The sequence below is a fragment of the uncultured Gimesia sp. genome, from assembly GCF_937910335.1.
In the GTDB taxonomy this organism is placed as follows: domain Bacteria; phylum Planctomycetota; class Planctomycetia; order Planctomycetales; family Planctomycetaceae; genus Gimesia.
The window spans coordinates 1-13,565 of the sequence record NZ_CALEMX010000186.1; the positions used below are offsets into that span (position 1 = coordinate 1).

A 13,565-nucleotide genomic window follows, 5' to 3' on the forward strand; every position below is an offset into this window, starting at 1 on the left:
CCGGTTCGGAGGGAGGGGGGACCGGGAACAACCGGTCCTTCCTACCCCTATCTTACTGTGTAATGTGTGCGTTCTGTCCAGTTCTGGATTTTCATCTCGGGGTCTGTGTGGCTATTGCATAAAATGTGTGGCTGAATTTTAACGGACTTCTTTACTGATTCTCTGGTAGGCGGCTTCGAGTTCTTCGTCGGTCATATTTTTGATGTCTTCGGGGGACAGTCCTTCTACCCAGGGATCTGGTTTAAAGGGGGTGGCGGAATCGGTGCCGAGCAGTTTGTCGATGCGTTCGCGGGCGCGTATGCGGTCGCGGGTGTTTGATTCTGGTGAATCGATGATGCTGCGATAAAAGTAGAAGGAATCGGCACGGTGCTGTTCCAATGGTGTTTCCAGGCGTTGGCGCATTTCCCGGCGGGCGCTGCTGAGATAACGCTCGACAGAACGGGGGCTGAGTTGGAACTGGTCGGCGATGGCGGTTTTGATTTCAGACGCATATTTTCCAAGACCAATCATTTTTTTAATGAGTCGTAAGATTAATGTTCGTTGTTCTTTTGTCCTGCGCTGTCTGCGTTTGGGTTTGGTGGGAGAGGGTTTCATGAACTGGTTTCCTGTATTGATCTGCTGGTGTTTCCGCATGACCGCGAACAGGGTCCATCTTCTGGATGGGCAACCAGGGGTCAAGTTCATTTTGATATGCGAAGCGTGGTTGCTAGCTGTCTATACGTGTCCAAGCGGTGGATCAGACGCGTCAAAGCGTGACCAAAACGCGTCGATAAGATACGAGCTAGCGGGCACCAGTGAGGAATTGACAGGTGAAGATTTTCAAAACAGAGAGACTTTTATAGTAGCGAGATCTTCAGTGTTCTCGAAAAGCAGTGCGCAAAAAACGCATCTCGCGCGCGACGCGCATAAACGCATAGTGGGATTTCCGATGACTGAGTCAAGAGCAAAAGTGAGCAGTAAACGTGGGAAAAAATTCGTTTGAAGACACTCGAAATTGTCAATTGGTTTTGGTGTTTGGGCTACTTCCCGGGATCAGAAATTTGAATTAGGATGACACGTTGTCATGAATGACTGAAAACATGTTATACTCCTCTCTGTGAGAATGATGAAAAAGTCACGATCAAGTAAGCAATGGAACACACATTTTAAAGAAAAGCTGATACAGTCGATCAGAAAAATGAAAGGTACGATGTCGTGAGAAATCGAAGCCTGGCAATGAGTGGAAGTAGATTGACAGAAGCAGAGGCAGCATCACTCGAAAAGCAAGTAGAACAGGATCCGCAAGATATCGACTCGCGCACGAAGCTCTTGGGTTATTACTTTCTCAAACAACAGCATGTTCCTTCTGCGCGAGAAGCAAAACAAAGACATATCTTGTGGTTAATTCAGAACGCACCAGAGTCTGAGGTTCTGGCAACCCCTTATGGGCTAAACTACGGTAAAATAAATGCAGAGGGGTATTCTCAAGGCAAGGAAGTCTGGTTAGACAAACTGAAAACAGATCCAGAAAATCTGACTCTACTTGAGTATGCGGCGAAATATTTCATGCTGGACGATCAAGAACTGGCAGAAGAATGTCTGCTAAAAGCTCAGTCCTTTGATAACAGTAATCAAAAATGGCCCGCTGCCTTAGGACAACTTTATTCACTGAATATGATAAAACAATCCGGTACCGACGAACGGACTACGGCTCAAAAAGCTCTGGAACAACTTGAAAATGCTTATGATCTCTCGGCAGGATTGGAGCAGGATGTTCTCCTTGCACAACTTGCGAAGGCGGCTCTAGTAGCGCAAGAAATCACAAAAGCCAGAGGGTATGCTGAAAAAATGCTGAGCCAGAATAACTCCGATTGGAACAGTGGAAATCATATTCACCACGGAAACATTACCCTCGGAAGAATTGCAATCGCCGCCGATGATGTGGAAGCAGCGAAGCAATATTTGATCAACGCTGGTAAAACTTCCGGCTCACCACAACTCAATTCATTCGGACCCGATATGTCGCTGGCGAAAGAATTGCTATAGAAGGACGAGAAAGCGAAAGATGTGGTTCTCGAATACCTGACGCTGTGCTCCAAATTCTGGGCGCTGGGCAAAGTGCGTTTGGAGAATTGGACAGATATGGTTAAAGACGACCAGATTCCGAGTGACTGGCGCTAAATGATTTGAGTCAGGCGATAGATTGAAGCATGAAGCATGAAGCTGCGTGGGAGAACGCGCATTGCAAGTAGTTGTGAACAACACGAAGTGGCGCGAGTTGCAAATGGCTATGTCAGATCAAGTGGTTCTAAACTTATTGAGTGGGGGTCGCCGTTTGTTCTTCGACGGCTGGGGGAGGTGTGGCGTTTGGTTTGTCGACGGGTTTATAGATCATGACCATGCCTGCGCCGGCTGCTGCCAGGACGAGTCCGAGAAAGAAACGGAGATCGGGCATGGTTTTTGTTGGGTGGAAGATGGTGATTGTGGCTATGGTATTGATGATGGGGGCGCCGGCAAATACGAGAGGGGCGACATAAATGGCGGCTCCTTTTCCTCCTGCGGTGACCGCAAAAATGACGCAGAGGGCGCCGATGGCACCGGCGGTTCCTGCAGCGATGCCCCACATGATGGGACTCATATTAAAGTTGGTATGGGCTTTCGCTGTTGGATCTTTATCCAAAACAAAAATGAAGAAGGCGGGAATCAAAACGGCGACGAGAAAGTAGGCAACGCCTACAAACAAGAACGCGCGGAGGTTACTTCCCAATTTTTGGGCAGCGACGTGTACCAACGGAACATAAACGCCCCAGGAAAGTGCAGCGCCGATGACAAACATTAACACGACAGCCCATTTCGACATTATTAAAACTCCTGCATTTTTGGAGAGGGGGGATCATTTCGTTTGGTGAGAAATTCGAGTCTTCATGATAGTAACTTTGTGAATTCGCAGCACCCGATAGAGAGGATATTTTATATGAATCAGAGAAAAGCGATTCTGTACAGCCTGTTAGTTGGCTCTTAAGGTCTGCAAAATCGGAGCACGAACGGCATCTGCAACTGCCAGGAGTGCTGCCAGCATACCGGTGAGGAAAACGGTGGAGAGAATGACAATGACGCTGAGCCAGGGAAGATCAGCGCCGGTTGACATCAGGTATGGCAGCATCGCGAGTAACGCGGAGATTGTACCCGAGGCGAGCCCCCAGATGAGTAAAAACGCATTTTCAGAAAGTACAATTAACGCGACGTTGCCGCCTGTCATGCCGATAGCTCGTAAGAGTGCCAATTCACTACGTCGTTCGACCACGTTGCGTAACATGACGGTTGCCAAACCGAATGTACCTAGTAATAAACCCAGGCCGCCTAGAGATTGAAATGTAGAGAGATATGTATTTTGTACGGCCAGAAAATTTGCGAGTCGATTAGAAACCAGGTCGGCATCGAAGCCGAATTCGGTCAGTCCGGTTTCCAAAACGTTGGCCAGTTGTGTGGAGTTTTCCGGTGGGACTTCAATCAGAAAATATTGAAAGCCTGATTGTTCAGGAAAGAGTTTTTGAAAGTTAGTATCCGAGATCAACAGGACGCCTTGAAAGATACTGCCATCCAGCATGCCTTTGATGATCAGTTTATGATCGGGTCTTTCGTCCGAAGGGATGCCGACAGTTTTACCAAGACCTTTATGGAGACTATAGTTCAAAGTATTCCCATCACCGAGAGCGGGAATGGAGCCATCATCTTGTTTTTGATTCAGAATTTTCCAGGGGTTTTTACCCGGTGTGTCTGCAAATTTGAAGCCGCCTTGTTCAATCAATTCTTGAGGAACTCCCAGAATGGTGGGAACATTCGTTTGATAAATATTCAGGCAACTGGCGTTTTCTCCTGGTTTGACGCGAAAGGGGATGACGTTCATTTGCTGCAACAATTTTTGAGTGGCGGGATCATCGGGAATGTTGACCAGCAATTTCGCGCGACCGTCGGTTGTATTCAAATCGTAGATCAAAGGAGACGAAGATTCTGCAATGAGAGAGAAGCCGCCGTTTCCGGAATTTTTGTCGGGAATTTCGGTAGCCGGGTTTCGATGACCGGCGGCGACTGCGACCAGCACGAAGGTGGCGGAGGCAATCAGCGCGGTGGTTAACACACTGCGTTGGCGGAAGCGGCCTGCATTTCGGAAACCGAGTTTGATTAAGGCGAGGGTTCCTTTGCCTTTGACAGGCAAGGCCGATTCGATTCTCAGTTTACTCGACAAAAAGGAGATGCTGGCGATGAGAGAAAGTGTGCCGACGAGAAAGAAGGAAACCATTTGCCAGGAGATGCCGCCAAAGGCTTCCAGTTGTGGGACGAGACCAGTGGCGGATGCGAGAATCAAAATCACAGCGAGGGCGAAACAGATTTGATAGAGTTTACCAATTCGTCGCTTCATTAATTGAGTATCGGATTGAGAAGCATTTACACCAGCTAAGAGGTTGCGAATGGAGAGTTGTTTGAGTTCGGCCATTGCCCGCCAAGTGACAAAGGCAGAACAGAGAATCGCGATCAACGCGCCGATCATCAAGCTGGTGGGAGTGATATGCAGAAATAGAAAGCGCGTTCCAATCGCACCGATCCACCAGGTTTTTAAACCATACAACATCAGTGCGGCGTAGGCGATGGCTGCTATGATGCCAAGGAATCCGCCGAGGAAAATGACGATGAATGTTTCTTTGAAAATCACCTGTCTGATTTGTTGCGGCGTGAATCCGATGGCGGCGAGGAGGCCGATGGAGGATACACGACGATCAATGCCCAGTTTGAACAGGAGTCGGATCAAGATGATTGCGGAGAGGATGATAAAGAAGCTGAGGCCGATAAAGAGTTGTGCAAAATCGGTCGTTCCGCTAGCAGCCATCAAGCCAAAAAACTTAACGGGCTGGACTGTTAAACCCATTTTTAAAGTGTCAATTTGTTTGAGGACTTCATTTCCAAAAACAGGGACCATTTCCTCTACTGACTTATCGGGCAGGGGGCTGACGCGTAGTGAAGTCAAATTTCCAAAGCGACTGTTCCATAACGTCTGTGCGGTTTTTAAAGAGACGAACGCTTTGGGGGTGGCCTTGTATTTATCCCAGTAGGCTTCGTCTCGTTCTGTGACCCGATCGAGTTTCATGGGGAAGGGTTGTTTCCAATCGCCGAAGGTGTCTGCGTCTGTGATGCCATCCATGTCGGGAGTGAGTTTTCGGTCGGCGGCGGGGGTTCCTTCGAGGGCAACGATGCCGCGAACGGTAAATGTTTTTTCGGATTCCGGGAGTTCTCCTCGAGAGCCGACGGTGTGGTAGGTCATGCGGATGGTCTGGCTGACTTTTGTTTTCAAGTCTTCGGCCAGCCATTGATTGAGTACGATTTCATTTTCTTTGAGAGGTAGTTTTGGTTTCTTACCCTGAAATTGAAAGGGTCCAAAGGGGGCTCGTTCAGAAAAGTCGACGCCGGCAACGATGGAGTACATGGAAAAAAGTGGTTTTGAGTCTTGTTGTTTCGGCGAGGGTTGACTGATTTCGTTGGCGATGTAAACCATCACCGGTGAAGTGGTGAGCTTTAGAGACTGGGCGGCTGCGAATCCTGCCTGTTCGATTTCCGGATCGAGAATCATCTGCTCGCTTTCCAGCGAGAGGTATTTAAAGGGTTCGTTGGGTGCAATTTTTAGATTCAAATCGGCAAGTGTTAAGGAACTCTTTAAAATGGATTCCAGCGTTTCTGCTGTTTTGATTGCTGCATATGAAGTGGCGTTCACGTTCTTGTTAGTAGAAAAGAACATGGAATTGATACGGGCAGGTCGTGATTTCGGTTCGCGGCGCGACGCTTTGATTTCGTCGAGGTCCAGGGCTTTTTGGAGGTTGCTTAAGGAGACGAACAGATCGAGTGGCAGTTGCTGGTCTGGCATGAGCGCCAGCCGCCCTGCGTTAGTTGATTCATCGAGAATCGATTTGACAGTGAGAGTGATTTCAACGGACTGTTCTTCTTTTTCGCCTAAAAGGGAATCGCGGGGGATGGCGGAGGGGAGTTCGATCCAGAGTGTGATTTCGTCGCCAACTTTTGCTTGTAATTGTTGTGCGACTTGCGCATTGAGAATCGCGTCGTCGCCTGTTGGGGGTTCGATTCCATTATGTTCCAGCATTGACCAGAGTTGTTCATTGATGCCAAAGGTATTTACCTGACCTACTCTTTGATGCTGATCTGTCTGTTGGCGTGTGAGGCTTCCTCTGAGTACGAGAGCAGGAGCGATGTTTTTAATTTCATCGGGCAGGTCGGGCGAGTTGGCGATTTCTGTGGTCAGTTGTTCGCGGAAGAAACGATGACCTGAAACGACGAAGTCGATTTCCCCCAACCGATCGAAGGTCATTTGTTGCAGGCTGGCACGAACGGAGTCACCGACGATCAGAGCACCCGTAATCACAGCGGTGGCGGCGATGACGCCTAGTAGTACTGCCAAATTGGTACGCCAATAATGTTTCAGGCTCGTGATAACAAATCGCGTCTGATTCATAGAATGAACTCTTGCGAATGATTGATAATGGAAATTTCAAGCGATGTCATTTGCGAGTAAGCCATCACGTAATTCCTGATGTTTTGGGAACAGGGCGGCTAGTTCGCGGCTATGAGTTACGCAGATCAAAATGGTATTTTGTTCCTGATTGATTTCGAGCAATAGTTTCCCGATCGATTCGGTATTACTCCGGTCGAGGTTTCCCGTAGGTTCATCGGCGAGTAATAATCGGGGGTTATTGATTAATGCCCGGCAGACGGCGACGCGTTGTCGTTCGCCACCTGAGATTTGGGCGGGTCGATGATGCATGCGGTCGTGGAGGCCTACGCGTTCCAGTAAGTTTCGGGCACGTTCTTCGGCATCATCGGTTGTTCCCTGGTGGACCATCGTGGGGATCAGGACATTTTCCAGAACGGAAAACTGTGGCATTAGATGGTGATCTTGAAAGATGAATCCGATATTTTGATTGCGATATTCGGCCTGTTGTGTTGTGTTGAGTTCGAAGGGGTTTTCCCCGAACTGGATGATTTCACCACTGGTTGGCTGGTCGAGGACCCCTAGTATATAGAGCAGTGTACTTTTTCCCGAACCGGAGGGGCCGGTAATGGCGAGTGCTTCTCCGCGATTGAGAACAAGGTTGACGCCGGAAAGAATGGGCAGTGATTCCGCGGTGATCGAAAACGATTTCGTTAACTCGCGGACCATTAATTGTTCAGTGGAGTCATTCATATCAGCCCTGTCAGACAAACTATTCCGCGTGATCCTGGGATGATTCAATTTTCTGCTGAATCCACTCCGGGATTTCGATTGATGTCATGGGATTACCATGCGTGAAGTGACAACAAACCGTTTTCATTTTTCCTTTGGCAATTTTGGTTTGATCTCTCCAGAACTCGTAAGCAATGGTCAGCGATTTGACACCGATGCGTTCTACAGCGAGGCGAATTTCGAGTTCATCTCCATAATACACGGGCGACTCAAACGAACATTTGGCAGAGACCCTTGGCCAGCCCACGACCGAGCCATCTGGCTGGGTATCTACAATTGTCAGTCCGAGCGAGCGGAAATATTCGTGTTCGGCCTGTTCCATGTACTTATAAAAATTGGAAAAGTGAACAATGCCCGCCATGTCGGTCTCGTGGAATTCAATACGGCGCGTTGTTTTAAAAGTACAGGACATGCGAAACTCAAATGAAGCGAGTAAGCAGCAGGCTGCGAAAAATAATGATCACAGCCTGTCGCGTTTCCAAAGTAATTAGTAGATGCTCAGCCGAATTAATCTTCCGGGTAGAATCGAGCCATTGTTTCTTTACTGGGTGGTTTTGTAATGAGCGAAACCAATATCATGGCAACGGCAGAACAGACTACCATTGTTGCGACAGGCATCATTCCCAGAAACGTGTAGTTTGGTTTTAAGGCATAGCCGGCCTCTCTAAATAGGTACAACCAGGAACCAATGGCAACCAGGATTCCCGCATAGGCACCGGCTTTTGTCAATTTTTTCCAATAGACGGCGGCAAAAATGATTGGGAACAGACTGGAGAATCCACTGAAACACCAGACGCCCAGCGTAAAGACGCGCCTCGGTTCTAGCAAGCTGAATCCATAAGTGATTGCGACTATGAGAATAATAAACAGGCGGGCCATCAAGACAACCTGTTGATCTGTAAATCGATCTTTTCCGCCATAATGCACTACGATGTCTTCGGTAAACATGGTGCCTAGGCAGAGGAACTGGCTATCCAATGATGACATGATTGCTGCCAGAATACCGGCAGTTAAAAAACCGGCTAATACGGGGGACGTCATTTTTTTGACCATCGCCGCCAGAACGGCATTTGCCGGAAAGTGAGGTGGAAACATGGGAATGCCGTTGAGTGTAGCAGAAGTCGCCCAGACTCCTACAAGAACACAGGGCACCCAGACGATCATAATAAAGAGTGGATGTGCTACGACGGGTAATTTAAACGTAGCAGCACTGCGAGCTGTCAGCCAGTGTTGGAAGAGGTGCGGAAACATGCCGACGGAGAGAGGCACGAAGAAGTAAGTCAGGAAGACCAGCTTACTCATGGGGTGTGGCGCATCCGGGGCCCAATTGCTGGCGCGGTAAACGCCGATCGCTTTTTTGATGGTCCATTTTTTCCCTTTGGAAGGATCATTTGGATCGAAGTCTTTTTCAGGATGTCCAATTTTTCCTGCAAAAATCAGCAGGGCCTTTTCTTTTTCCGCATTCGACTTCCGCGGATATTCCTTCAGATCATGGTGAGTCATTAACTCCGTTTTCCAATTTTCCGGAAAGGGATCAGGCATGACTCGATCGTCCTGTTTCAACAGGGCTTTGTTGGTTTCTTCGTTTGTTAAATCATACAATTTATTTTTAGCGGCAAAGAGGGATTCTGCCTTCGTTTGCCAGTTGGGCATCCGTGGTTTGAATGCTTTGTAGGCTTCTGCTTTTTGATCGGGCGTCAATGTCAGGGTCTTGGCAATTCTGGTGGCGTAGTTGTATTTCGCCATCAATTCCCAGCTCTTATAGCTTTTGGCATATCGTTCAATGTCCGAAGGGGCGACGTCTCGCATCAGCTTGGACGGGTTCTTTTCCAGGACCGCATTACTGGCTGCTTCCAACCCACCTAATTTGTTTGAAATCACGACAAAGGTGACAACACCTAAAATCATGAAAACGATTGTCTGGAAGGTATTCGCCCAGGCGGTTCCCCGCATCCCGCCGAAAAAGACATAGATCAGAACGACCATGCTGATGACCAGTGATCCCAGCCAGGGAGGGATGCCATAGTCGTAAGCGGCGAAGGAACTTTCAAACGCCCCTTCCGTAATACTGCTGATAACAACACCCGACGCCATTACGCCGATCAGCAAGTAAGGAATTACCAGGCCGACAAGCACTGGGAATAGAATAATTCCGATGCGGTCACTTTCGAGTCGGTCGCGAAAAAATTGAATCTGCGTGGTGTAACCGTGTTTATGCCCCCATGACCAGAGTTTAATTCCCAGGAGGAAGAAACAGAGCGAGTGGATAATTCCACTGGAGGATGCCAGCATGCCATAAACGCCGACGCCCTCTTTGTATGCTTCTCCACTGGAACCGACTAAAGCAAATGCTGTCATTGTGGTGCCGAAGATGGACATCAATAACAGAAAAGGTCCAATGGAATGGCTGGCCAGCATATAGTCTTTACTGGTTCCTTTAAACAGCCGGCTCGAAAACAGGCCCAGGCAGAGCAGCATACCCAAATAAATTCCGATGATTACCAACTGGGTCATTATTCTGATTCTCCTGTTTCCTGAGCGGGGGAGTCCTGTGCAATTTCTTCAAGGTGGTGTGGCCAGGCAAATTTTGTGGCAAGAAACCAGACAATGGCGGCACCAATGGAGATCCCGGCTTGATACAGCAGGGTGATGGGCATGAATCCAAAAATGAGTCTTGTATCATCCCACAACCAGTTGTCTTGGTGAAGAACGATCAGCACGACAACCAATCCATAAATGGCGTATCTCATAATGCATCTTTTCTATAGCGAACGATTTGATCAGGAATAAATGTCTTCGATCCTTACAGGAATTCAATTCGCAACTATGTTGACAGAGTCGTTACAGGTGGGTTTGCAAAAACCATAGGGTCTCAATGATTTTGGCGGGAAGTGGAATTCAAGGAAATTCCACTGATTCGCACTGGTCGACTATTGTGACAAAATTTCTGATGACTCACAACGTAACGGTCAGAATTGTGTCAATAAACCTGCTGATCTACCTGAAATCAAGCCGTCAGCGTTAACTTCCGTTTACAAACTTATAGTTCAGTGGATCAGGCACTTATGAAAAGATCAAACATAAAATCCAGGCTTGCAAATGGTATAGGCTCTCCTCAGAATGGTGGCTTGCATAAAATTATCGATCTGTTTCGATTAAGGTTTCTGGAGAGGATAGGGAATTGATGTTTCGTCTAGCACTCGTGGGATTATTCTGTGTCAGTAGTATTTTCTCATCGGAAGTATTCGCTCAGGCGAAAAAAGGTGACAAGAACTTTGCGATTCTGGATATCAAACAGGTCGATGAAGATTTTCATTTCCAAGGCGAATACTATGGCTTGATTGGTACTGATTGTTCCTGGTGCGGGTCTTGTACGATTGGGCTGCAGGTCGTTGCCCGCGGCGATGGCAATTTTGTAGCATCCCTCTATTACGGGGGACTTCCGGGAAATGGCTGGGATCGTTCCGAGAGACGTGAATTAACCGGCATGCGTAAGGGGGATGTGCTGACTCTGAAAGGAGAGGAACTGCTGCTCCAGGTGAAAAAGGGGGGCCGTGTTGATGTACGCGATCTGGCTGGTCATCTGCTGGGGCAGATTTCCAAATATCAACGCACGAGTGTTACGCTGGGTGCAAAACCACCGGTCGATGCCACGGTTCTATTTGATGGTAGTTCTGTAGACCAATTTAAAGATGGTAAAATTACCGATGAAGGCCTGCTGAATGTCGGGACGGAGTTCAAAAAAACGTATCACAGTTTTCGCCTGCATCTGGAATTTCGTCTGCCTTATATGCCTTATGCAACCGGACAGGCACGTAGTAACAGCGGGGTCTATCTCCAGAGTCGCTATGAAGTGCAAGTCCTCGATTCATTCGGATTGGAGGGCGTTGAAAATGAATGCGGTGGGCTTTACAAGCAAAAACGAGCCGACGTCAATATGTGTTTTCCGCCTCTTTCCTGGCAGACTTATGATATTGCATTTGTGGCTCCCAGGTTTGATTCAGCAGGGAAAAAGACGAAAAATGCATTCATTACCGTTTTGCAGAATGGTATTCCCATTCATCAGGATTACTCGATCATTGCCAAAACAGGTGGTGGAAAGCAGGAAGGGGCTGAACTCTTTCCTATTAAACTGCAGAATCACTCGAATCCGGTTCGTTTTCGCAATATCTGGATCGTTGATCTTAGTGACCAGCCCGATCCGGTTTATTGCCATCCATGCCAGTCGCTTCTCTGTGATCGCTGAGCAACCGCGAGTTGCCTCAGATTGGCTTTTTACGAATCGCATCCAGAGCCGGATATTTCCTTTCGCGTCTTGCCTTGCTTTTTAAAGCAGTTACAATAGGTGTGAAGTGTCTTAAGGTGCTGTTGTAATTAGGTATGCGCTTCTAAGTTTCTATTTGGTTCGTTCCCAGGATTGTACTTTTCCGGTTTGAGACAAACGGGAGAATGACAACGCATGGAAAGTCTATTGATCTAATGGATTATTCACTGATTGCAATCCTCGCGTTAGCAGTAGGATTGATGCTGTTAGTCGCAGAGATTTTTATTCCCTCAGGGGGAATTATTGCAGTATTGGCTTTGTTAAGCCTGGGGTCAGCCATCTGGGCCGCCTGGCTTGCCTGGTGGGATACAAACCCCAGCCTTTGGTGGACTTACATCGCCGGTGTGGTGATTCTGATACCGACGACGCTGGGTTTTGCAGTCAGATTCTTTCCCAACACGACATGGGGAAAAAAAATCATTCACGAGGTTCCTACACTGGAAGAGGTAACTGGTTTCAAGGAAGAAACTGAACATCTGCGTTCACTGCTTGGTAAAATTGGAAAAACACAAACTCTTTTGAACCCCAGCGGGTTTGTCCTCGTTAATGATGAACGACTCCACTGTGAAAGTCAGGGGATGGTAATAGAATCTCAGGTGGAGGTAGAAGTGATTGCTGTGGAGGGAGCCAGGCTGGTGGTGAAGGTGGTAAAACAAGTTCCCGCCGAAGGGTCAAAATCAGATTCGGAAACCACTCAATTGAGCGATTCTACAACAGATGACAGGCTTGATTTTGAAATCCCGGAATCCTGATAATTCTAAGTAGTCTCTGGATGATGAGAAGAATTTTCTTTACAATCATCAATAAGAATACATCAATAAATTTTAACAGACCGATTCAGCAGACTGAGAACAACCTTGGATCTACATTTTTCTTAGGATAGGAAAGCCAGTATGAACGCCTTGAATCTTTTGGCAGCCGAAAATACTTCGACAATTACCTGGATTGTCGGAATTGTTGTATTTCTTGGTGTGATGGTCTTTTTTGCCGTATTTGCCAGATATGCTGGTTTATGGGTGCAGTGCAAAATGACGAATGCCAAGATCTCGTTTCCGAATCTGGTCATGATGTCCATTCGAAAGGTCAATCCTACGATTATCGTTCGCTGTAAAATTATGGCGATTCAAGCAGGCATCACTCGTCAGTATGATATTTCGACACGCGATCTGGAAGCCCATTACCTGGCTGGTGGAAATGTCCCCAACGTGATTCGTGCATTAATTGCTGCTCAGCGTGCTAAGATTGAGCTCGACTGGCAGGCCGCTCAGGCAATCGATCTGGCGGGGCGGGACATACTGGACGCGGTACGAACGAGCGTTTATCCCAAAGTGATTGATTGCCCGGATCCACGAAAAAGTAACAGCACATTGGACGCTGTGGCCGGCGATGGAATTCAGTTGAATGTACGTGCCCGCGTCACCGTGCGAACGAACTTAAAACAGTTGGTGGGTGGTGCAACGGAAGAAACCGTGATTGCTCGGGTAGGCCAGGGTATTGTACAAGCCATTGGTTCAACAGAATCTTATAAGAAGGTACTTGAAAATCCAGATAAAATCTCAGAGATTGTGCTGGGTGAAGGTCTTGAGAAACAAACGGCTTACACGATTGTTTCGATTGATATTGCCGACATAGATGTGGGCGAAAACATTGGCGCGCGTTTGCAGGCAGACCATGCAGAAGCAGAAATGCGGGTTGCTCAAGCGAAAGCAGAACAGCGTCGTGCTAACCAGAAGGCTCGAGAGCAGGAAATGGTGGCACTAACCCAGGAAAATCGGGCGAAGGTTGTGTTGGCGGAAGCGAAAGTTCCCGAGGCCATTGCCGGTGCATTTCGTTCTAAGAAAATTGGCTTGATGGATTATTACGAACTGAAAAACGTTCAAGCGGACACCAAAATGAGGGATTCAATAGCCACTCCTGAAAGGGAATCGACTTCTGCAACGTAGAGATCGGGCAGGATTAGATAACCATTGCAGCCAG

11 protein-coding genes are annotated in these 13,565 nt (G+C 47.8%); 4 read left to right on the top strand and 7 right to left on the bottom strand.

From position 1 onward, the window contains the following. Window positions 1-138: 138 nt before the first annotated feature. On the bottom strand, window positions 139-594 hold the full coding sequence (locus Q0668_RS07080) for a hypothetical protein (RefSeq protein ID WP_298861937.1): 456 nt from the start codon (window positions 592-594) through the stop codon (window positions 139-141). Window positions 595-1,194: 600 nt separating this feature from the next. Between Q0668_RS07080 and Q0668_RS07085 the strand changes: the two genes are divergently transcribed. Then, window positions 1,195-2,025 (top strand): hypothetical protein, encoded by an 831-nt coding sequence (locus Q0668_RS07085; RefSeq protein WP_298861940.1) that lies wholly within the window; start codon window positions 1,195-1,197, stop codon window positions 2,023-2,025. Window positions 2,026-2,293: 268 nt separating this feature from the next. Here the strand turns inward: Q0668_RS07085 and Q0668_RS07090 are convergent, their stop codons facing one another. The 6 genes from Q0668_RS07090 to Q0668_RS07115 form a co-directional block, all read right to left on the bottom strand. Continuing rightward, window positions 2,294-2,839: a hypothetical protein gene (locus Q0668_RS07090; protein WP_298861942.1), complete on the bottom strand. Its 546-nt coding sequence runs from the start codon at window positions 2,837-2,839 to the stop codon at window positions 2,294-2,296. 147 nt (window positions 2,840-2,986) lie between these two features. After that, window positions 2,987-6,496 (bottom strand): FtsX-like permease family protein, encoded by a 3,510-nt coding sequence (locus Q0668_RS07095; RefSeq protein ID WP_298861944.1) that lies wholly within the window; start codon window positions 6,494-6,496, stop codon window positions 2,987-2,989. 36 nt (window positions 6,497-6,532) lie between these two features. Further along, window positions 6,533-7,225, bottom strand: coding sequence for an ABC transporter ATP-binding protein (locus Q0668_RS07100; protein WP_298861946.1), 693 nt, complete (start codon window positions 7,223-7,225; stop codon window positions 6,533-6,535). A gap of 19 nt (window positions 7,226-7,244) precedes the next feature. After that, window positions 7,245-7,676 (bottom strand): thioesterase family protein, encoded by a 432-nt coding sequence (locus Q0668_RS07105; RefSeq protein ID WP_298861948.1) that lies wholly within the window; start codon window positions 7,674-7,676, stop codon window positions 7,245-7,247. Window positions 7,677-7,771: 95 nt separating this feature from the next. Then, on the bottom strand, window positions 7,772-9,778 hold the full coding sequence (locus tag Q0668_RS07110) for a sodium:solute symporter family protein (RefSeq protein ID WP_298861950.1): 2,007 nt from the start codon (window positions 9,776-9,778) through the stop codon (window positions 7,772-7,774). Beyond that, a complete protein-coding gene (locus Q0668_RS07115) occupies window positions 9,778-10,014 on the bottom strand; it encodes a DUF3311 domain-containing protein (protein WP_298861952.1) in 237 nt (78 codons plus the stop codon). The genes Q0668_RS07110 and Q0668_RS07115 overlap by 1 nt, the downstream gene beginning before the upstream one ends. 434 nt (window positions 10,015-10,448) lie before the next feature. Here Q0668_RS07115 and Q0668_RS07120 point away from each other — a divergent pair, with 434 nt between their 5' ends. The 3 genes from Q0668_RS07120 to floA all read left to right on the top strand — a co-directional run bounded on the left by Q0668_RS07120 (window position 10,449) and on the right by floA (window position 13,531). Further along, window positions 10,449-11,510 (top strand): DUF1080 domain-containing protein, encoded by a 1,062-nt coding sequence (locus tag Q0668_RS07120; RefSeq protein WP_298861954.1) that lies wholly within the window; start codon window positions 10,449-10,451, stop codon window positions 11,508-11,510. Between the two features lie 233 nt (window positions 11,511-11,743). Further along, window positions 11,744-12,340, top strand: coding sequence for an NfeD family protein (locus tag Q0668_RS07125; protein WP_298861956.1), 597 nt, complete (start codon window positions 11,744-11,746; stop codon window positions 12,338-12,340). A gap of 141 nt (window positions 12,341-12,481) precedes the next feature. Next, window positions 12,482-13,531, top strand: coding sequence for a flotillin-like protein FloA (floA, locus tag Q0668_RS07130; RefSeq protein WP_298861958.1), 1,050 nt, complete (start codon window positions 12,482-12,484; stop codon window positions 13,529-13,531). The last annotated feature ends 34 nt before the right edge of the window (window positions 13,532-13,565 follow it).

Bases quoted from the DNA above. Each gene is read 5' to 3' on its own strand.
- Q0668_RS07115 (WP_298861952.1), bottom strand. From the start codon at position 10,014: ATGAGATACGCCATTTATGGATTGGTTGTCGTGCTGATCGTTCTTCAC.
- Q0668_RS07110 (WP_298861950.1), bottom strand. From the start codon at position 9,778: ATGACCCAGTTGGTAATCATCGGAATTTATTTGGGTATGCTGCTCTGC.
- Q0668_RS07120 (WP_298861954.1), top strand. From the start codon at position 10,449: ATGTTTCGTCTAGCACTCGTGGGATTATTCTGTGTCAGTAGTATTTTC.
- Q0668_RS07090 (WP_298861942.1), bottom strand. From the start codon at position 2,839: ATGTCGAAATGGGCTGTCGTGTTAATGTTTGTCATCGGCGCTGCACTT.
- Q0668_RS07125 (WP_298861956.1), top strand. From the start codon at position 11,744: ATGGATTATTCACTGATTGCAATCCTCGCGTTAGCAGTAGGATTGATG.
- Q0668_RS07100 (WP_298861946.1), bottom strand. From the start codon at position 7,225: ATGAATGACTCCACTGAACAATTAATGGTCCGCGAGTTAACGAAATCG.
- Q0668_RS07095 (WP_298861944.1), bottom strand. From the start codon at position 6,496: ATGAATCAGACGCGATTTGTTATCACGAGCCTGAAACATTATTGGCGT.
- Q0668_RS07105 (WP_298861948.1), bottom strand. From the start codon at position 7,676: ATGTCCTGTACTTTTAAAACAACGCGCCGTATTGAATTCCACGAGACC.
- Q0668_RS07080 (WP_298861937.1), bottom strand. From the start codon at position 594: ATGAAACCCTCTCCCACCAAACCCAAACGCAGACAGCGCAGGACAAAA.
- floA (WP_298861958.1), top strand. From the start codon at position 12,482: ATGAACGCCTTGAATCTTTTGGCAGCCGAAAATACTTCGACAATTACC.